This window comes from Paraflavitalea devenefica, from assembly GCF_011759375.1.
In the GTDB taxonomy this organism is placed as follows: Bacteria; Bacteroidota; Bacteroidia; order Chitinophagales; family Chitinophagaceae; genus Paraflavitalea; species Paraflavitalea devenefica.
This window is the reverse complement of sequence record NZ_JAARML010000002.1, coordinates 915,064-935,663: the sequence shown is the minus strand read 5'-3', so window position 1 is coordinate 935,663 and position 20,600 is coordinate 915,064. Positions and strand designations below refer to the sequence as shown.

The 20,600-nt window shown below is 47.6% G+C and carries 12 protein-coding genes; 5 read left to right on the top strand and 7 right to left on the bottom strand.

Annotated elements, in window-relative coordinates:
- Positions 1-105: 105 nt before the first annotated feature.
- Complete coding sequence (locus tag HB364_RS13295) at positions 106-1,440, bottom strand: OmpA family protein (protein ID WP_167288456.1); 1,335 nt, start codon at positions 1,438-1,440, stop codon at positions 106-108.
- Positions 1,441-2,120: 680 nt separating this feature from the next.
- On the opposite strand from HB364_RS13295, the gene HB364_RS13290 reads away from it, so the two are divergent.
- Positions 2,121-2,786, top strand: a complete 666-nt coding sequence (locus HB364_RS13290; protein WP_167288455.1) for a response regulator — start codon at positions 2,121-2,123, stop codon at positions 2,784-2,786.
- A 234-nt stretch (positions 2,787-3,020) separates the two neighbouring features.
- Here HB364_RS13290 and HB364_RS13285 read toward each other — a convergent pair whose 3' ends face one another.
- Both HB364_RS13285 and HB364_RS13280 read right to left on the bottom strand, forming a co-directional pair.
- Positions 3,021-6,086, bottom strand: coding sequence for a sensor histidine kinase (locus HB364_RS13285; RefSeq protein ID WP_167288454.1), 3,066 nt, complete (start codon positions 6,084-6,086; stop codon positions 3,021-3,023).
- 304 nt (positions 6,087-6,390) lie between these two features.
- Entirely contained in the window at positions 6,391-7,269 is an 879-nt protein-coding gene (locus tag HB364_RS13280) for an AraC family transcriptional regulator (protein ID WP_167288453.1), read from the bottom strand.
- A gap of 375 nt (positions 7,270-7,644) precedes the next feature.
- On the opposite strand from HB364_RS13280, the gene HB364_RS13275 reads away from it, so the two are divergent.
- Genes HB364_RS13275 through HB364_RS13265 form a run of 3 tightly spaced genes read left to right on the top strand, consistent with a single transcriptional unit; the run spans position 7,645 to position 13,253 of the window.
- The gene (locus HB364_RS13275; RefSeq protein ID WP_208419949.1) at positions 7,645-9,372 is read left to right on the top strand and encodes a DUF885 family protein; all 1,728 of its coding nucleotides are present in this window, start codon (positions 7,645-7,647) and stop codon (positions 9,370-9,372) included.
- A gap of 3 nt (positions 9,373-9,375) precedes the next feature.
- Positions 9,376-11,664 carry a S9 family peptidase gene (locus tag HB364_RS13270; protein WP_167288452.1) on the top strand — a complete coding sequence of 763 codons (2,289 nt, stop codon included), beginning with the start codon at positions 9,376-9,378 and terminating at the stop codon, positions 11,662-11,664.
- Between the two features lie 53 nt (positions 11,665-11,717).
- Complete coding sequence (locus HB364_RS13265; protein ID WP_167288451.1) at positions 11,718-13,253, top strand: M61 family metallopeptidase; 1,536 nt, start codon at positions 11,718-11,720, stop codon at positions 13,251-13,253.
- A 57-nt stretch (positions 13,254-13,310) separates the two neighbouring features.
- Here the strand turns inward: HB364_RS13265 and HB364_RS13260 are convergent, their stop codons facing one another.
- Positions 13,311-14,996, bottom strand: coding sequence for a GH39 family glycosyl hydrolase (locus tag HB364_RS13260; protein WP_167288450.1), 1,686 nt, complete (start codon positions 14,994-14,996; stop codon positions 13,311-13,313).
- 238 nt (positions 14,997-15,234) lie between these two features.
- Here HB364_RS13260 and HB364_RS13255 point away from each other — a divergent pair, with 238 nt between their 5' ends.
- Positions 15,235-15,894: an HAD family hydrolase gene (locus HB364_RS13255; protein ID WP_167288449.1), complete on the top strand. Its 660-nt coding sequence runs from the start codon at positions 15,235-15,237 to the stop codon at positions 15,892-15,894.
- A 400-nt stretch (positions 15,895-16,294) separates the two neighbouring features.
- Here HB364_RS13255 and HB364_RS13250 read toward each other — a convergent pair whose 3' ends face one another.
- From HB364_RS13250 to HB364_RS13240, 3 genes are all read right to left on the bottom strand, one after another.
- Positions 16,295-18,019 (bottom strand): sodium:solute symporter family transporter, encoded by a 1,725-nt coding sequence (locus HB364_RS13250; RefSeq protein ID WP_167288448.1) that lies wholly within the window; start codon positions 18,017-18,019, stop codon positions 16,295-16,297.
- A gap of 361 nt (positions 18,020-18,380) precedes the next feature.
- Entirely contained in the window at positions 18,381-19,871 is a 1,491-nt protein-coding gene (gene araA / locus HB364_RS13245) for an L-arabinose isomerase (RefSeq protein ID WP_167288447.1), read from the bottom strand.
- A 26-nt stretch (positions 19,872-19,897) separates the two neighbouring features.
- Positions 19,898-20,599 (bottom strand): L-ribulose-5-phosphate 4-epimerase, encoded by a 702-nt coding sequence (locus HB364_RS13240; protein ID WP_167288446.1) that lies wholly within the window; start codon positions 20,597-20,599, stop codon positions 19,898-19,900.
- Position 20,600: the final 1 nt, after the last annotated feature.

The following is a 20,600-nucleotide window of genomic DNA, read 5'->3' as shown; positions in this document are numbered from 1 at the left end:
AGTCGGAAGCCGGAATAACCATCCCGTACTTCCGTCCTTCTGTTCCGTCCTGACCTTCAAAAGAAATTCATGCCTGCCTGTTGGTCTTACTGCCTGTTTATATTGTTAATAGGTAAGCTTCAGTTCAACTCTTCTGTTCAGGGTTCTGCCTTTGGCTGTTTTGTTATCGGCCACAGGACGTGATGAACCATAACCGGCCGATTGCATCCGGCTTTCCTCAACACCTTTGCTTTTCAGGTAATCCAGTACAGCCCTGGCCCTTTTTTCGCTCAGCGGCTGGTTTACCTTATCGGATCCGGTATTATCCGTATGTCCTTCAATAGACAGCTTCAGATCGGTATCCTTTTTCAGTTCTGCAGCCACGCCATCCAACGACTTAAAGGATTTGGCCAGCAGTTTGGCGCTTCCGCTCACAAAGAAGATGTTGCCGGCCGCTACGTTCACTCTTTTCACCACTTCTTCTTTTACGACAGGGCATCCCTGGTTTTCCTTTACACCCGCCAATGCCGGGCATTTATCTTCCTCATCATTCACGCCATCTTTATCCGTATCGGGTATAGGACAACCGTTATACCGTTCCACACCGGCTACAGCAGGGCATTTGTCCAGCTCATCATTTACGCCATCCCCGTCTGTATCCGGTATGGGACAACCGTTGTACCTGGCTATACCCTTTATGGTGGGACATTTATCATCTTTATCCGCAATACCATCGCCATCCCCGTCGGGGCAACCATTCAAATGGGCCAGCCCTTTTACATCGGGGCAGGCATCCACACTATCCACAATGCCATCATCATCCTGGTCTTTCCGTTCTACTACCGGGAAGGGTACCGTTACAGGAGGCGGGGGTGTTTTAGGAGAAGAAAGGCTCTCTGTAAAGCCAAGCGACCAGAAGAGGTTATCATCCAATGCCGACTTATCCAGCGATACCCGGTAATGTATCTGCAGGAAAACATAAGTAGTGCTTTCCAGGTTCAATTGCAGTCCAAGCCCCAGTGGTACATAAGGCGCCCAGGTCTTGCCGTAGTCGCCCACACCGATGCCCGCCGTAAGAAAGGGATTCAGCGTATGGTCATCTGTCAATGCCCGGGCATGCAGGGCCGCCTCAAATTCATTGGAATATTCATTGTCATAGCTGCTGCGGGTGAAGTCGGTAAACACCCCATTATAACGGGCCGAGAGGTCGAGCCGGTTGCTCAATCCCTGCCAGTATAGGAGTGAGAATCCCCAGCCCATCTCTGACATTTTGTGCCAGTCGCCCTTTTTCAAGGCATCCTTCAGCGAAGTGGCTTTGATCTCACTGGGGGTTTTAAAATCGGTGAAATTGACGCTAAAGCCGATGAGGCTGCCTTTCTTTTTGGAAAGGAATCCCTGGGCCATAGCACTGCCGGCGCCTATCAGGGCCGCCACAGTGAGTACAAGTAATTTTTTAATCATGGTCATATTTTTGGTTAATGAGTCGTGCATAATGATGTGGGCCATCCCTTTCCGGTAGCTGCTCATGCCCTTCGACAATCCTTCGACAAGCTCAGGATGACATAGCTCTCCGCAGGAGTCCTTTGGACAGGGTGACATTTAATGAAGTGGGGAATTTTTAGTATTCTTTCCTTTGCCCCGCCTGGAAAGGCAGGGCGGTAAGGAAAGAATTAAGCTTACTGGAAACCAGGGACTCGTTCACTGCGTCATTGAACGATATCCCCCCTTGTACCATGACCCGGAGACTGCTTGCACAGTATTTTTAGTAGTATAACTGAATGATCGGAGTAGACCTGTAACGGAACCGGTAAAGCGGTAGAGAAAAAATGCCAGGTCGTTATGAACCTGATATACAGGACCTGGCATATTGCCGGCACGGTTTCGCATAGGTATGGCTGGTTTTAAATAGGGCATTTGGGTAGAATTGATATTTCTCAAACAAATTGATATTAGCGGCTAACCCCCTCAGTATCTGTTCCTTTCTTGCTATACCAGCAAAACTATTATACCTACAGGTAATCCTCTATACTATAATTTCCATAAGTATGTAGTAGAAGTTTGATATTAGTATAGAAGAAATCGTATATTACATTCAGTTTCAATAAGGCTCTCTTCCCAAACCAATAATCTGATACTCACTAATGAAAGATGCAAAGTACCAAGTCCTGATTGCTGATGATCACTCTATTGTACGCTATGGAACCGCTCTTGTAATTAAGGAAATGTTGCCCGCCGGCACGATCCGGGAGGCCAACAACTTCGATCAGGCCCTCAAATTACTGGACACAGACAGATTTGACCTGCTGGTCCTGGACATCAACATCCCCGGGGGGAATAACCTGCAAATGATTGATGTCGTAAAGCTTCGACAGCCCCATGTTAAGATTCTCATTTTCTCCGGCTATGACGAACAGTTATACGCCCTTCGCTACCTGCAGGCCGGAGCCGACGGTTACGTCGTAAAGCAGGCGCCGGAAGGAGAACTAAAAGCCGCCATCCAGACCATTCAAAACAATGACAAGTACATCAGCCCCACGGTGAAGCAGCACCTGATCAACGGGCTCACTACCAAAAAGGCATCTGCCCGCAATCCCCTTACCGGTCTTTCCAACCGGGAAATGGAAGTGATGCAATTGCTGGTGAAAGGCGCCAGTGTGGCAGAGATCGGGGTAACGCTCAGCCTGCAGATATCTACGGTGAGCACTTACAAGAGCCGCATTTTTGAGAAAATGGAGGTCTCTAACATCGTAGAGCTGGTAGAGAAAGTAAAGTTATACGACACTTCTTCCATCGTCAACTACGAGTAAAAAGAAAAAGGGGGCTGATCACCAGCCCCCCTTACAGTAGTCGCCCTTTCCTAATTATTTTGTTGCAACCAATAGTATACTGACTGCAAAGCTATAAAACACCTGCAGCGCTGCATAAGACTGATGCGTAGTTGGTACTAATAGTTGAGTAAACGGCGGGAAATGAAGTGTAAAAAGCAACCCGGCAGCCAAACTCTGACCGCTAACAGCTACTGCCTAAAAGCTAACACCTCCTTATACCTGCCAGTCCCGGAACAGCAGTTCTATGGTGGTTCCTTTTTCGTGGCTGCTGCTTACCTGCAGCTTTCCATCCATGAGCGCCAGCAATTCTTTGATAATGATCAACCCGAAACCGGCATGCCCGGCAAAAGAAGTATTGGGCTGGTTGGTGCGTGCAAGTTCACTGTTACACCAGTTCACAATATCGGGATGCATGCCAATACCGGAATCTACTATTACAATGCGGAGTATATCGCCGGGCACCACGTATACTTTAACCTGCCCTTCATAGGTTACCTTCACTGCATTATCCAGGAGGTTGTGAATGATAACGCCCAGCAGGTTAAAATTGCTGCGTATAATTATACCTGGTTGTACCTCATTCACAATAACCGTTTGCTGGGCAGCAGCTATATCCCGGAAGATCTCCACTTTTTCACCCACCAGGACACCGAGGTCTACTTCTTCCGGCACCACCTGCCTGTCGCGGCCCGAGAATTTGATATACTGCAGCAGGTTATCGGTGAGGTGGTACATGCGATAGCCTGCTTCATACAGCATTTGCGCATTTTTATGCACGTCGGAGGGGTCATTGCCACCTGCAGCCGTATTCTCGGTAAGGCGTTTTGCCGCCAGCATCATGTAGCGCAGCGGGCTTTTAATGTCGTGCGCAATGGCCGTCATCAGGCGTTCCTGTATATGCGTTTGCTTACGCAAGGCTTCCTCCGAGACCTGCAGGTCATTCAAGATGGCTTTCAGAGCAGTTGTGCGCTCATCAATACGTGATTCCAGTACCTTGTTCTTATGCTTTATGTACTGCAGGCGAAAGCGGGTATATCCCCAGATGCCCAACAGGCCCAACACGATGATGCACACTTTAAACCACCAGGTTTCATACCAGGCCAGGGGTAACACCAGCACGATGCTTTTATAAGAATAATTATTATCCCCAAAGCCATTCAGTTTACGGATCTTCAACTGGTAGGTGCCGGATGACAGGGAGGAGAGGGAAACGCTGCCATCACTGCCTACCTTGTTCCATACTTCTTTTTCTGTATTCCTGTTCAGGGCAAATTCCAGCCGCAGGTTGTAAGGGTTGCCCCAATAAGGGGTAGAAACGTATAATTTAAACAGGTCAAAATCTTTCGAAAAAACAAAGGTATCCCGGCTGGCTAGCTGTTTCCCATCCACCTCTACCCTGTCAATAAAAATAGCTTTATCGGGCAGCTCTATATCATCCTGACCTGGTTTGAACATGACCAGCCCATTCATGGATGGAAAGGAGAAATGACCATCCGGTAATTGAATGCCACAAGGCTGACATCCGCCATTAAACTCATTGATATTAAACCCCGCATACTTGTCATAATAATGATAATAAATAGCAGTGGTTTTACCATCCGCATAATTCAGCAGGTCTTTTTTAGCAGCCCGGAATAACCCTTTGTTGGTGGTGATCCAACAATAGCCATAAGCATCTTCCATCATACAGTGGGCAGCATTCAGGTAGTGCCCCTGGTCAAGCGGGAACTTTACAATCCTGCTGTTCTTATACAGGAAGAATCCATCGCCTGCCGTAGTAATCCACACTTCGCCAGGTCTGGGAATATAAAAGCTGCGAATTTGTATACCCTTCAGGCTATCTATTGCCTGTATTTTGTGACTGGAAAGCGTCAGTTTATATACTCCTTTGCCGGTACCCAGCCACAGTATATCATCTGTTTCACGCTGTATATAGGTAATATCCTGCACACGGTCTGTAAAAAATTCAGGCGTAGCATTATTCACGAACAGGTTCATTACATACAATCCCTTTGGGGTACCGACCCATAACTGCCCGTTGCTGCCTTCGTACACCGTATGGATGCCTGTCGTAAATGTCCACTTATCCAGTAAATGTTGCCCGTCTTTGGAGAACTTATACAGTTGATTCCATTGTTTGACCCATATATAACCATTGGCATCCGTCAGCAAGCTGTAATGGTCAACAAAATTCAGCCGGTTTATAGCAGGTAAGAGCCTGCTGGTACCGGAAGCTTCCATTATTTCTCCCCTTGCCGTAAGCACTGCGCTATTGCCAAAAACAGTTTGCGCATAAAACACTTCACCCGCACCAGGTTGTTTTGAATTAACTGTATTGAATTGCTTGCGGGTAAAAACAAATAATCCCCTCGTTTCACTGCCCAAAAAAAGCCGTTTGTGGGGCTCATCATAATAGGCAGATACAATCCTGTTAGCATTCAGGTCGAAATCAGTGAGTAATAATTGAGTTGATAATTCACCAGTGGGTAGTTTTTTTACCAGGTAAAGCGATTGATCAAGATAAACAAAAACATCTTTTGAAGAAAGGTTCCAAAATAATTGCAGTTTTTTCTCTTTGCGGCCATAAGCCGGGCTATGTACGATATCTCCCTTGAGCTGCCCTTTCTTTTCCACAACACCCCGGGATATACTATACACTTCCTGATCATCCACATAATACAATACACTGTCTATATTAAAGAAATGCCAGTAATTGGCGTGCCCGAAACTGGTCCAGAACTGCCGTTGCTTATTTTTATAGAACGATACGCCTCCCTTGTTCGCTATGAAAAAGTCGCTATCGTTGACCGGCATAACATAATTATCAAACCGGACGATGTCCTTGTAAAGATTAGGCAGGCCTAATGCCGGGAAAATAGCAAAGTGTCCGTCTTTACCGGTAGCATCCGTCCAATCAGGGGGCCGGTTACTATCATCCACGCTTGCCTCCCCATTGTGAAATTGAATAATTTGTCTGCCGTCAGTAGCGGCGTACAGGTTCTGTGTACCAGGGCGCGTTAATAAAATATAGATGCGGCTGGAAGCGAGCCGGAGATTTTCCTTATTGAAGGTCCTGAAATGCTGACCATCAAAGCGTACTACACCATTCTCAGTGGCCAGCCACACAAATCCATTGGTATCGGGGGCAATAAATTTAATGCTGTTCTGGGGTAATCCGTTTTCATCAGTATAGTGATGACGGGCATATTGCAACGTATCTGTTGCCATTAAACGGGCGGACAATAAGAGGGTACATGCCAATACGGACAGGTCTCTCATGATGGGGGATCCTGAAAGGAATTAAGTTTACAATAAGCTACATGGAGGAGTTGCGATCATTCCTGCATCCCGTTAAAAAACAGGGAGTGATCTATGATTGTCAAAAATACAGAAATAATGACAACTAAGTGGAAACCTTTAAAATAAAATAGAGGTTTTTTAGTACGGTTGGAGGTTTAGGCATGTAATTAATACACGTTGATTATCATTGCTTAATTGATTAAGCAATGACCTGGTATTGCCCTACCCTTCCCACCCCGGATTCAGGCTCCGGAAGCTTCCTTCACATTTCAGGCTGCCGGTCTTAATCTACCTTATGCAGGTACTCATTTAAAAATTTCTTGGGGGGCTGGCCGGTGATCTTCTTGAATACCCGGTTAAAAGTAACAGCATTGGTAAAACCGGTTTGATAGGCCACCGTGGCAATACTGTCAAAGTCCTGCGCCACGATCTTTTTACAGGCCTCATTCACCCGCACCTCGTTCAGGAAGGTAATATAAGTTTTCCGTGTATGTTTCTTAAAATAGCGGCAAAAGGCTTGTGGGGTCAGGTGCGCTACGGAGGCTATCTGGTGAAGACTGATGTTCTCGGTATAATGTGTCATCGTATATTGATACACATCATTCATACGCAAACCTTCAGATTCACTAATGGAATATTCTGAGCCGGAGCTGGAAAGTGTTTTATATTTTTTGATCGTTGTCATGATCTGCAGCAACTGGATAAAGGTAGCCAACCGCATGCCATTCCTCGCTTCTTTTACCTGTAACATTTTGTCCATCACCTGCGCTTTGTAGGCATTCGGTATCTGCATGCCTGCAGCCGTTACCTCCAGGAATTTCTTCACACCCTTCATTTCGGGCAGGTGAAGGATGTTGCTGAACAGTCCACCCGGATCTACAAACATGGTCAACGCATGTATCTCCTTTTTACTGCGCTTCTCAAAATAAGCCGGATCACTCTTGAATAAGTGGGGCTGGTTGGCGCCAATGATGTAAATGTCGCCGGGCTTAAAACGCTGCATGCAATTCCCCGCAATTAACGTTCCTTCACCTTTGATAACCCAGGTGATCTGTATTTCATTATGACGGTGCAAATGATTGTAGAAGTAGGGCAATACATCTTCCTGCACGATAATGGAATACTCTGTAGCAACAGGTATTGTAAACTGTACAACTTTCATACTTAACCAATATTAGCACATTTTTTTGTAAACAAATCATCAAAGGTTAATATTGGTAAATAAGTGATTAATTCATGCCTGTCCGGTTACGGGTTCCGGGTTTGGTGTTCCGGGTTCTTTCAGGGTTACAGGCCGAATAAATGCTGAAATCAATATTGGTATATTGCACAAACGCCGCCAGACGTTTTAGCCGGCCACAGCAATGCCGCCATCCGGCACCGCGGAGCAACCCGAAACCTCAAACCCGGAACCCGGAACGCCCACCTCGAAACTCACAAATCATTAGCGAATCTTAACCCTTTTATAAATGGTAGTTTAGGAACCAATATTTTACTGACTTTCGTTCCATCAACCCAAATCAACACATTTCCTGCTATGAACCAAGCCGCCCGATTAAGCATTGCTTTTATCTTTTGCCTTGTATTTACTGCCACGCAGGGCTGGTCGCAAACAGCCGCTCTTTATCAGCACACGAGTGAAGTGAATAATATCATGGTGCAGTATGATGCTGACCGCGGCAGCCTTAGTCGCTTTTATGCAGTAGAAAGCTCTCCCGAGCGCCGCCAGCGTTTACAGCAACTGCAAAACGATTATTTAAAACAACTGCAGCAACTGAAGTTTGAGTCCCTGCCCACCGGCTCCAAAGTAGATTATCTTCTTTTTAAAAGGAACCTGGATGAACAATTGCGCCTGCTGGGGGAAGAAGAACAGGAGTATAACCAGGTAGTCGCCTGGTTCCCTTTTGCCGAAAAGATCTATGCCATAGAAAAGATACGCCGCAGGGGTACGCAGCAGGATGCGCCGCAACTGGCTGCAACTATGAATGCACTGGCCACTGAGATCAACAGTACCACTAAAAAACTGGATAAGGAGGGTGGCATTGACATCAGCCTTAGCCGTCGGGCAGGCAGTATGATACGCGGCTTACAGTATGCGGTTAAAAGTGTAAATGATTTCTATACCGGTTATGACCCTGCTTATACCTGGTGGATTCCCGAACCCTTGAAACGCCTGGAAAGCGCACTCAGCGATTATGCCAAAGGCTGGCAGCAAAAAGAAAAGTCTGCCCCCGGCGGTAAAGATGATGGCAGTGGTATAATAGGCTATCCCATTGGAGAAAAAGAGCTGATACGCCAGTTGCAGGCAGAAATGATCCCTTATACACCGCAGGAGCTGATCGATATTGCCAATAAGGAATTTGCCTGGTGCGATGCCGAAATGCTGAGGGCTTCCCGCGACATGGGCTTTGGTGACGACTGGAAAAAGGCGATTGAAAAGGTAAAGAATAGTTATGTGCCGCCCGGCAAACAACCGGAGGCGATTATGAAGCTCTACAATGAGTCTATTGACTTCCTGAAAAAGAATAACCTTGTTACCATTCCCCCGGTTGCTGAAGAGACCTGGCGTATGAGCATGATGCCGCCGGCACGCCAGCTCGTGAGCCCCTTCTTCCTCGGTGGTGAGATGCTGATCATCTCTTACCCTACCAATACGATGGCTGAAGAAGATAAGCTGATGAGCATGCGCGGCAATAACCCGCACTTCTCCCGCGCCACCGTACACCATGAGCTCATTGCCGGCCACCACCTGCAGGGCTTTATGAATGACCGTTATAAATCGTACCGCAATTTCCGCACCCCTTTCTGGACAGAAGGATGGGCCTTGTACTGGGAGCTGATCCTGTGGGATATGAAGTTTCCCCAGTCGCCGGAAGACCGCATTGGTATGCTGTTCTGGCGTATGCACCGTTGCGCCCGCATTATTTTCTCCCTCAATTACCACCTGGGTAAATGGACGCCGCAACAATGCATTGATTTCCTGGTAGACCGTGTGGGCCATGAAAGGGCCAATGCAGAAGGAGAAGTACGCCGTTCGTTCACCGGAGGTTATGGCCCCTTGTACCAGTTGGCCTATATGATCGGCGGTATGCAATTCTATGCGATGAAGAAGGAACTGGTAGACGGTGGCAAGATGAGTTATAAACAATACCACGATGCCGTATTGCACGAGAATGCCATGCCCATCGAAATGCTGCGGGTGATACTCACCAACCAGCCGGTATCTAAAGATTTTAAAACCAATTGGAGATTTTATTCGAAATAAGTTATGTGTGCAAATAAACTCATACTCACCTCCGCGCTGCTGGTGACAGGTATACTGACGGTGATGGCTCAACCCCAAAAGCCTGTTGCCTACCTGCCTTCCCATGAAGAGGTCGTTCAACGTTACCGTGATGCGGCCGAACTGGACAGCCTGGCCCGCAACAGTGTTTTCAAAACAACGGTACAGGCTTTCTGGCAGCCCGATAATAAAGGTTTCTGGTACCGGAATAACCTCAAAGACAGTGTGCAGGAATATATGTATGTAGATGCCGTAAGCGGCAAAAAAGCACCTGCCTTTGATCATACCCAACTGGCTGCTGCCCTTGGCCAGGCCACAGGCAAAACGGTAAGCGCCCAGCGGCTTGGTATCAATTCCCTGGTATTCGATAACCCTAAGCAACTAATCACCTTCCGGCACCAAAACACCTGGTGGCAATATGATGTGGTGAAACAAACCTGCACCAGTACATCGCCTGCCGATACAGCGTCTATCAATGCTCCCAATCCCCGCCGGCGTCCGCGCTGGGACCGGGATGGCAGAAGGGACAGCACATCACCCGACAAGCAATGGGTGTCTTTCATCAAAGATTACAATGTGTATATCCGGGCCGCCAATGGCAGTGAAACCATCCAGTTCACGACTGATGGCACCAAAGAAAAACCTTATGGCCAGTTGGTATGGTCGCCCGACAGTAAATATGCCATCGGGTATAAGATTGATGTGCGTGAACAAAAGGAAGTATATTATATCCTTACTTCCCAGCCCAATACCATGCGGGGACAACTGCGCTCGCAACGTTATGCGCAGCCCGGCGATGAATTTACCAGTTATGAAATGCATGTATTCAGCCTCCTCAGTAAAAAAGCAGTGAAGGTGAATACAGAAAAGTATGATTTCCTCGGATCGCCGTATATACGCTGGCGAAAAGATAGCCGCTATTTTACGTATGAAAAAGCGGACCGCGGCCACCAGCGCTTCCGGATCATTGAAGTGGACAGTGAGACCGGTAATACGCGCAATGTTATTGACGAACAAACCAATACTTTCATTTATGAACAACGCATTTTTACCCACTACCTGCCGGAGACCGGTGAGATCATCTGGAGCAGTGAGAAAGACGGATGGCGGCACCTGTACCTGGTAGATGCTGTAAAAGGCGTTGTAAAGAATGCCATCACTACCGGCCCCTGGGTGGTGCGTGAAATTGACAGCGTGGATGAAAAGAAACGGGAGATATGGTTCCGCGCCAGCGGCATACAGGCAGGTGAAGACCCTTACAATATCCATTTTTACCGCATCAGTTTTGATGGCAAAAAGCTGGTATCGCTTACGCCGGCCGCCGGCAATCATACCGTTAACTTTTCTCCCGACAGGAAGTTCTTTACCGATACTTACTCAGCCCCCAACGTGCCACCCGTCACCAACCTGCACCGCACAGCCGATAACAAGCTGGTCATGGAACTGGAAAAAGCAGACATCTCCGCTTACCTCGCGCTGGGTGTGCGGATGCCGGAAGTGTTTGTAGCCAAAGCCAGGGATGGCGTTACCGATATATGGGGTGTAGTATGCAGGCCGCGCAATTTTGATCCCAACAAACGCTATCCTGTGATTGAAAACATTTACGCTGGACCGCAGGATGCTTTTGTGCCCAAGAACTTCATGACGCATGGCGAAATGCAGAGCATGGCCGAACTGGGATTTATCGTAGTGCAATGCGATGGCATGGGTACTGCCAACCGCTCCAAAGCCTTCCATGATGTATGCTGGAAAAACCTGGCTGATGCGGGATTACCTGACCGTATTTTATGGATCAAAGCCCTGGCCGCTAAATATCCCTATATAGATGACTCACGGGTAGGCGTGTATGGTACTTCTGCCGGTGGACAAAATTCGGCCGGCGCGCTGCTCTTCCATCCTGAATTTTACAAAGCGGCCGTATCTGCCTGTGGCTGTCATGACAACCGCGTGGACAAGCAATGGTGGAATGAGCAATGGATGGGCTATCCCATTGGCAAACATTATGAAGAGCAATCCAATATCACCAATGCCCATAAATTACAAGGCAAACTGTTGCTGATTGTAGGGGAAGCAGACACCAATGTACCACCGGAATCCACGTACCGGCTGGCAGATGCCCTTATCAAATCCAACAAGATGTTTGATTTCCTGACCGTACCCGGTATGGGACATAGTGACGGCGGCCCTTACGGACGCAAGAAGAAAAGGGATTTCTTTGTTAAGCAATTATTGGGCGTTGATCCTCCTGACCGGAATACGGGAGAAATAAAATAGACTTGTAAGCATACACATCAAAGGGAGCTTTGCAACAAAAAAGCAAAACATTTATGCAGTATACCATCCGTAAAACCAGTATCCTTATCTGCCTGCTGCTAACAGGAACGCTCGTAATGTCCCAGCAGCTCAGCTTCACCGTTTCCATGGAACAGCCTGCCAGCCACTATTTCCATGTGGAGCTGCACTGTGCAAAGGTGAAAGGCGCTGCTACTGATTTTAAGATGCCGGTATGGACGCCCGGTTATTACCAGCGAATGGATTATGCGCAAAACGTAGAGAACTTCAAGGTCAAATCCCCCGCCGGCGATACGCTGGTATGGGAAAAGAATACAGGCAATAACTGGCACATCACCCACCCCAAACAATCAACCTTTACCATCAGCTACGATGTAAAGACCACACGGCTGTTTGTAGGCACACCGTATATTGATGAAGAAAGAGCATTCCTCTTGCCGGCAGGGGTATTTGTACATCCTGCAGGTAAGATCAACCTCCCGGTGACCGTTCAGATCAAACCATGGAGCGGCTGGCGGAATGTAGCTACCGGACTCGATAGCATAGCGGGAAAGCTATTTACCTATACAGCACCGGATTTTGATATCCTGTATGATTGCCCTTTCCTGATCGGCAACCTCGAAGAACTGCCATCCTTCCCTGTACGGGGTATCACCCATCGCTTCATCGGATACAAACCGGGCGTAGCTAACGCACCCGCATTCACCAGCGACCTGCAAAAGATAGTCACCACCGCATCTGACATTATCGGAGATATCCCTTACAAACATTACACGTTCATTTCCATCGGCCCCAGGGGCATGGGCGGTATTGAACATTTGAACAATACCACCATCAGCTTTGGAGGAAACGCCCTCGAAGATCCCAAAGGACGCATCCGGGCGCTTAATTTCATCGCCCATGAATATTTTCATCATTACAACGTAAAACGTATTCGTCCCATAGAACTGGGGCCCTTTGATTATGACAAGGGAAGCCGTACCAACCTCCTGTGGGTATCTGAAGGGCTGACTGTTTATTATGAATACCTAATCCTGAAACGGGCAGGTATCAGTACGGAAGAAGACATGCTTAGTTCCTTCCGCAATAATATTATGGCCTTTCAAACCCAACCCGGTCGCTTGTATCAGTCGCTGCAGCAAGCCAGTTACAACACCTGGTCTGACGGTCCTTTTGGCCGCCGCGATGAGAAGGAGAACAAGACCATTTCCTATTATGATAAGGGGCCTGTCGTGGGTTTGTTGTTTGATTTTGCCATCCGGCATAATACCGGCAACAAGAAATCACTGGACGATGTGATGCGCACACTCTACCGGGAATATTACCAAAAGAAGAAAAGAGGCTTTACAGAGGAAGAGCTGCGCAAAGTGATTGAACAAACAGCCGGCGGACCACTGAATGAATTGTTTGATTATATCTATACCACCAAAGAGCTGGATTATAACAAGTACCTGGGCTATGCCGGATTAACCATTGACAACAGTGGCCAGGCACCAACTTATAAGATCACGCGGATAGCCAATCCGGATGGGTTGCAGCAAGAGATATTGGAAAGCTGGTTGGGGAAATAATGTACTGGTTCGTGGGGGACACGAACCAAGGCGATTTGGGACACGAACCAAGGCAGTTTACCATTCTAGTTTCAGTAATACCACGCCCTGCCGTTGCAGGCTTACATTCACGGTGAGTTTGCCATCCTGTACCCTTTCGGAAGAAGTGCCGGTTTGGTCCAACTGTCCTGCCTTTTCCAACTGGCTGATCTGCTCAGGCGTGGGCTGCTGTGGGGATCCCATCTGCTTCCACACTTCATAAGAATTGCTGTGTTGTTTGTCTACTGCATATTGTGTGAGCTTTACTTTTTTAGCAGGCAGGCCGTCAATTCTTACTTCTACATTCTCCGGCTGCCCTTCCAGGTCATCATCATGGTAATTCCACACCATCACGGTAGCCATCTTTTTATCTTTGGCAGCCAGTCCGCCAATATCGGTCGTCACTTTGCGTACTCCCGAATCACGGATGGTCAATAAAGGATACATACGATCACTGGCCACTGCCACCCGCTTGCCTTTCATCATGCCAAACATCCTGAAGATGTTCAGCACCGGTTTATCCACCCCATTCGTAGCCAGGTCCCTGAAACCATAGAACCAGGGTTGGTCCTCAAACTCAAAAGACCAGGATACCGCGCCAAGGAAGTTGACGCCATAATGATCGGCCAGTAAATATTTGCGGGCAAAGGAAGCAGCCGTATAAGAAGAATACATAGTGCCATTGCGGTAAGCATTCTCCGGATTGGTGGCCATGCCACAGGCAGCACAGCCTTCAGGATCAGATTCACCAATCACAATGGGCAGGTGTTTGAAAGCAGGTGTAGAAGCGACAATATCAAAACCCTTGCTGATATCCCTCAATTGATTGGCAATACCCATGCGCACATGTCCTTCCACTACCCTCGGCGCGCCCTTGGCATGGAAGGCAATAAAATCGAGGGGGGCGCCAATTTTGCCGGTGGCATAGTTGGTATCGCTTTCACAATGTTTGAGAAACGTACGCAGGAACTTTTCCGCCACATCCCAGGAGGGGCCTGTAGAATGAGGACCGCCAATCCGCGCGGAGGGAAGCGCCCGCCTCAGCCCATCGGCTGCATAATCATACATCTTGCAATAGTCCTGCACCTTCCCCTTGAAGTAACCGATATTGGGTTCATTCCACACTTCCCAATACCAGCTTTCCACTTCTTTTTTACCGTACCGTGCCACACAATGCTTTACCCATTCATATACCAGGTTTCCCCACTTTACATAGTTGTTGGGAGGATAGGCCCAGCCTGTGAAAATTTCACCATAAGGATTTCCCGGTTTCCAGTAATGACGATAAGGCTGCGGTTTGGAAGAGAGCGCTTCCGGCATAAAACCGATCTGCGCCAGGGGCTTCATGCCCCGCTGCACATAAGTATCAAAGATACTGTCTACAATACGCCAGTTATAAATGGGATTGCCCTGTGCATCTTCTGTATAGGCATTGGTGGAGCCCCATTTCAAAGCAGCCACGCCATCGCCTGTGGTGAGCAGGTTATGCGCCCGTACGTATACAGGCACCGGGCTGAGCGCTGCCAGCTCCGATAATAGTTTCTTCCCATCTTTCATGTAAGTATAATTGGGCTCATCATAGCCAAACCATGCCCATACGGGCTTCATATCACCGGTAGTTTTGGAAAGATCAACCTGGATGGTAACAGGAATATTTTGTGCATCCATTTGCACGGAGAGGAAGGTAATGGCCAGCAAAAACGCCACCCTGATAAGGTGTTTCATATTCGTTAGTGTTTTAGCCCGATCTCAATTAACCACCCTTTATCCTATATTAACCTTTGCATACGTGATATAAAGAATGGCAATAACTCATCGGTTCAAGTGTCAATTTAACACTTAAGCGTTAACTTAATCAACAAATGAAAAAGAATATTTTTCTCCTGCTTGTTGCCTTCATGCCTTGATGCTTCATTGCCTCAATGCCTTGATGCCTCGTTCCCTTTTCTTACCTTTGCGCCCTATGAAAGCATTTTTGTTCGACCTGAATGGAACGATGATCGATGATATGGGGTATCACATAAAAGCCTGGCACACCCTCCTCAATAGTTTAGGCGCCAATATCTCCCTGGAGCGTACCAAAGAAGAATGTTATGGCAAGAACGGGGAACTGCTGGAACGCGTTTTCCCCGGTCGTTTCTCTGAAGAAGAAAAAAACAAGATTGGCTATGCCAAAGAAGAACAATACCAGCGGGAGTTCAGGCCCCACCTTCAACTGATCAAAGGGCTCGATCAGTTCCTGGCCGCTGCTCACCGGCAACACATCAAAATGGCCATTGGTTCTGCTGCCATTACTTTCAACATTGATTTTGTGCTGGACGGGCTCAACATCCGGCATTACTTCAGCAGCATTGTAAGTGCCGACCATGTAATAAAAAGCAAGCCCGATCCGGAGACGTATCTTACATGTGCCGCCGAACTGGGTATAGCACCGGAGAATTGTATTGTTTTTGAAGACGCCCCCAAAGGCGTGGAAGCTGCCCAAAATGCCGGTATGCAATCAGTAGTCATTACCACCATGCATACTAAAGAAGAGTTTGGCGCTTACACCAACATCATCGGGTTTATAGAAGACTATACTGCCCCCTGGTTGCAGGAAACCGTGCTTACAGCGCCCGTATAGCGCAGCCTTCCGCCCCTCATAGCGGTATTACAGCATAGTTATAGCACCCTTATAGCGAGGTTATAGTGTGACCTTACAGCCTACTTCGCTGTCAGTAATAGATAGGATAATCCAGAGATAATCCACATATAACATAGAGATATTCCAGAGATATACCACCTCTAAAAGGTCTGGAATATCTCTGAAATATTTGTCTATTAATTATTTTATATTACTGTAATAATTGATGGATATAATACTGACAACAAGCTATTATTCTGCGGTTAGGCCCGGATTTACCCCTTTTCCTGACGTAAATATGCAGCCCGGCTGCGTGCGTTAGCATACCGGTATCCCCAAATAACAACAGCAGGCTTCTCAGCCTGCTGTCATTCAAATGAAAGTATTTATTAATTACTGATTACCAGAACTTTGCATACAAGCCAATCAGTATCATCAGCGTAACCACGATCAGCACCAGGGTAGCCGGCTTCACTTTGAACATAGAGCCATCAATTTCAAAGGCTTTTGGATTCACCTTGGGGCCTCTCAGACTGATACCAATCATAGTGAGTACGGTAAAGAAGAAGGACCAGCCCATATTGATCAGGAACGGAATTTCTGTAATGGTCTTCACTTCGCCACCTTCCATTTTCTCGTAGGTATAGGCCGTGTACAGCCATGTTTCCTTGCCGAAAATACTTACCGCATAATTATTGAAGAAGATAGCCAGTGCAAAACCAAGGATTACCCCTACCAGGGCAGCAGCACCGGTGGTACGCTTCCAGAACATACCCAGGATGAACATGGCGAATACGCCGGGACTGATAAAGCCGGTATATTTCTGGATAAAGGTAAAGCCACCTTCGCCACCAATACCCAGCAGGTCTTCCCAAGTAAAGATCAGGGAGATAATAATAGCCGCCACTACGGTCATACGGCCAATCCATACCATCTTCTTTTCGTCCACATCCTTATTCACATATTTCTTATGGATATCCAGCGTGTAGATCGTGGAGATACTGTTCAGCTTACCGGCCAGGGAGGCCACAATAGCAGCCGTTAAGGCGGCAATAGACAAGCCTTTCAGGCCATTGGGCAGGAAGCCGAGGATGGCAGAATAAGCGCCGTCCTTGCTTTCCAGTTGCGGCAGGTGACCATTTTTATACAATACCCAGGCAGCAATACCGGGCAGCATTACGATCACTGGCATCAGGAGCTTCAGGAAGCCGGCAAACAGGATACCGGTACGTGCAGTCTGCAGGTCGGCGCCCAGTGCCCGTTGTGTAATGTATTGATTACAGCCCCAGTAGTTCAGGTTTACGATCCACTGACCGGCAAAATACATGGCAATGCCGGGCAATACCACATACTTCTGTATCGACAAATTCAGGGGGCCATTTTCAAGCGTACTGGAAGTAGCGGCGGGCTTATCCAGGATCATCTTAAAGTGATCCGGAGAATCCTTCAACAGCGCTTTAAAACCAGCAATAGCATCCGGACCTACACCCATTTTTTCACCAACAATCGTTAATGCTAAGTAAGTAGTGGCCAGACCACCTATGATCAGTACAGCTACCTGTATTACGTCAGTATAACCAATAACCTTCATACCACCCAGGGTGATGATCAGGGCGCACACCGCCAGCGCCAGCATGATGGCATGCAGGTACTCACCGCCCAATAAACCATTGATGGCCACTGCACCCAGGTACAGGATAGAAGTAAGGTTTACGAATACATACAGGAATAACCAGAATACCGCCATGATCAAAGCCACGGTTTCATTGTACCGTGTTTTGAGGAATTGCGGCATGGTATAGATCTTATTCTTGAGGTAGATCGGGATAAACCAGATGGCAATAATGATCAGCGCCAGGGCAGCAATCCACTCATACGCAGCTACCGCAGTCCCCACAAAAAATCCCTCACCACTCATACCAATAAACTGCTCAGCAGAAATATTGGAGGCGATCAGGGAAGCGCCAATGGCCCACCAGGTCAGCGACCCTTCGGCCAGGAAGAAATCCTTTGTATCCATCGCGGCTTTTTTCTTCCGGCGATAGATCCAGTAACCATAAGAGCCTACCAGGATAAAGTAGAATACAATGATCAGGTAATCGTAATACTCCAGTTTGTTATTCATATGTAGTAACCGTTTAGAAGGTTGTTTTAGAAGATGATTAGAAAATGGGTGAAAGGCTTATACGGCTGCAGAGAATAACGACTGTTAGCATGACCAGTACTGACTGTATTTATTTTCATATGCAAAGCACTTTTCAAACGTGAAAAATAACGATTATTTTTTTAAAACTACTCTGTAAAAAGTCAATCTTTCCACCGGGATTATCATTTTTTAATCCCCACTATCTGCAACTGGCAAAAAATATCAGAACAAAATGAAAGCACCTGCTCAATGCAAGGTGCCTTCTTCTCTATTATAAACTAATATTATATTAGCTATTTATTATGTACAAGCTGCCTCCAGGGCAGCTATTCCAGACCCCTTACTTATAATACGCTTCATTCCAGCGCAATTCATTCTTAAGCTGGTACAGGTTGGTGTCCTTGCCGATCAACACAAACTCCACCCCTGCTATTTCAGCAAAGTCCTGCAGGTACTCCGAAGTGAGGTTCTGGCTATAACCGGTATGGTGTGCACCACCGGCCAGTATCCAGGCGGCACAGGCAGTTTTCATATCGGGCAATGGCTTCCATAATACCCTTGCCACCGGCAGTTTAGGCAGGTCCTGTTCAGGTTTTACGGCCTCCACTTCATTGACCAGGATCCGGAAACGGTTGCCCATATCAATCAGGGAAGCATTCAGTGCTTTACCCGGTGCGCTGTTGAATACCAGCCTTACAGGATCGGCCTTGCCGCCAATGCCCAGCGGATGTATCTCGCAGGAAGGCTTGCCATCTGCAATAGACTCGCAGATCTCGAGCATGTGCGCTCCCAGCACCTGGGGATTGGATGGGTTGAAATGGTAAGTATAGTCTTCCATGAAAGAATTACCACCAGGCAGCCCCTGTCCCATCACCTTCATAGCCCGCACCAGTGCGGCCGTCTTCCAGTCGCCTTCACCGGCAAAGCCGTAGCCGCTGCCCATCAAACGTTGTGCAGCGATACCAGGCAGTTGGATCATGCCGTGCAGGTCTTCAAACGTATCGGAGAACCCTTTGAAATTACCCTGCTCCAGGAAAGTGCGTAAACCCAGTTCAATCTTAGCGGCATCGCGCAGGGAAGCATAACTGTTGCCTCCTTTCTTCAATACATCGGCTATTTTATATTGGTCGTTGTACTCCTGCACTTGCTTGTCTACAGCAGTATCGCTCACCTCATTGATCACCTTCACCAGGTCGCCAACGCCATAAGTATTTACAGAAAAACCAAATTTATATTCAGCTTCTACCTTATCGCCATCTGTAACGGCCACAAAGCGCATGTTGTCACCAAAGCGCACAAAGCGGGCGCCCTGCCAGTCGTGCCATCCTGCCGCTACGCGTGTCCACACATTAATGCGTTCCAGCACCTCTTCATCCTGCCAGTGGCCTACCACTACTTTGCGGTTCAGGCGCATGCGGGTCATGATAAAACCAAACTCGCGGTCGCCATGCGCACTCTGGTTCAGGTTCATGAAATCCATGTCAATCTCGCCCCAGGGAATATCCCGGTTAAACTGTGTATGCAAATGCAACAACGGCTTTTGCAGGATCTTCAGTCCACCGATCCACATCTTGGCAGGGGAAAAAGTATGCATCCAGGCAATAATACCAATACAGTTGGGTGTTGAATTGGCCTCCAGGCACACCTGGTAAATTTCTTCCGGTGTTTTAACAGTGGGTTTCCACTGTACAGTAACGGGTATTTGGGCAGCAGCGTTTAAGGCTTTAGCAATAGTCTGAGCGTGATCAGCTACCTGCTTTAATGTTTCCGGGCCATACAAATGCTGACTACCGGTTACAAACCAAACTTCCAATGTCTTTAAATTGATCATCTATCGTTTTTTTACTGATTTTATATTCACGATTGTCCGTAGTATGAATCGGGTCCATGTTTCCTTTCAAAATGCTTCCTGATCAACGCCTCCTTCAGCCGCGGCGCCTGGGGATTGATCTGCTCTGTGAGCAGGGCCATCTGGGCAACGTTTTCCAGTACGGCGCTGTTATAGACCGCTTTGGCGGCCGTTTTGCCCCAGGTGAAAGGAGCATGATTACCTACCAGCACCATCTCCACCTCTTCATAGCTCAATCCTTTTGATTGCAGGCAATTGATGATCTGGAAACCGGTCTCATGTTCATAATCGCCTTTGATCATCGCATCGTCCATAGGAGGCGCACAGGGAATATCCACGGTATTATGATCGGCATGGGTAGTACCGAAAATAGGTATATCACGCTGGGATTGGGCCCAGGCAGTGGCATAGGTGGAATGGGTATGTACAATGCCGCCGATCTTATCCCAGTGTTTATACAATACGGCATGTGTTTTTGTGTCGGATGAAGGACGCATGGTTCCTTCTACCACTTTGGCATCAAAATCAACGATCACCATATTATCCGGGGAAAGGGAAGCATAGGGAACACCGCTTGGCTTAATGGCAAATACGCCGGCGTTACGGTCTACCGCACTTACATTACCAAACGTGAACAGCACCAGGCCCAGGGCCGGCAACTGCATATTAGCCTCATACGCTTCCTCACGAATATGTTTATATGCACTCATG

Bases quoted from the DNA above. Each gene is read 5' to 3' on its own strand.
- HB364_RS13240 (WP_167288446.1), bottom strand. From the start codon at position 20,599: ATGAGTGCATATAAACATATTCGTGAGGAAGCGTATGAGGCTAATATG.
- HB364_RS13280 (WP_167288453.1), bottom strand. From the start codon at position 7,269: ATGAAAGTTGTACAGTTTACAATACCTGTTGCTACAGAGTATTCCATT.
- HB364_RS13290 (WP_167288455.1), top strand. From the start codon at position 2,121: ATGAAAGATGCAAAGTACCAAGTCCTGATTGCTGATGATCACTCTATT.
- HB364_RS13275 (WP_208419949.1), top strand. From the start codon at position 7,645: ATGAACCAAGCCGCCCGATTAAGCATTGCTTTTATCTTTTGCCTTGTA.
- HB364_RS13255 (WP_167288449.1), top strand. From the start codon at position 15,235: ATGAAAGCATTTTTGTTCGACCTGAATGGAACGATGATCGATGATATG.
- HB364_RS13285 (WP_167288454.1), bottom strand. From the start codon at position 6,086: ATGAGAGACCTGTCCGTATTGGCATGTACCCTCTTATTGTCCGCCCGT.
- HB364_RS13270 (WP_167288452.1), top strand. From the start codon at position 9,376: ATGTGTGCAAATAAACTCATACTCACCTCCGCGCTGCTGGTGACAGGT.
- HB364_RS13250 (WP_167288448.1), bottom strand. From the start codon at position 18,019: ATGAATAACAAACTGGAGTATTACGATTACCTGATCATTGTATTCTAC.
- HB364_RS13265 (WP_167288451.1), top strand. From the start codon at position 11,718: ATGCAGTATACCATCCGTAAAACCAGTATCCTTATCTGCCTGCTGCTA.
- araA (WP_167288447.1), bottom strand. From the start codon at position 19,871: ATGATCAATTTAAAGACATTGGAAGTTTGGTTTGTAACCGGTAGTCAG.
- HB364_RS13260 (WP_167288450.1), bottom strand. From the start codon at position 14,996: ATGAAACACCTTATCAGGGTGGCGTTTTTGCTGGCCATTACCTTCCTC.
- HB364_RS13295 (WP_167288456.1), bottom strand. From the start codon at position 1,440: ATGATTAAAAAATTACTTGTACTCACTGTGGCGGCCCTGATAGGCGCC.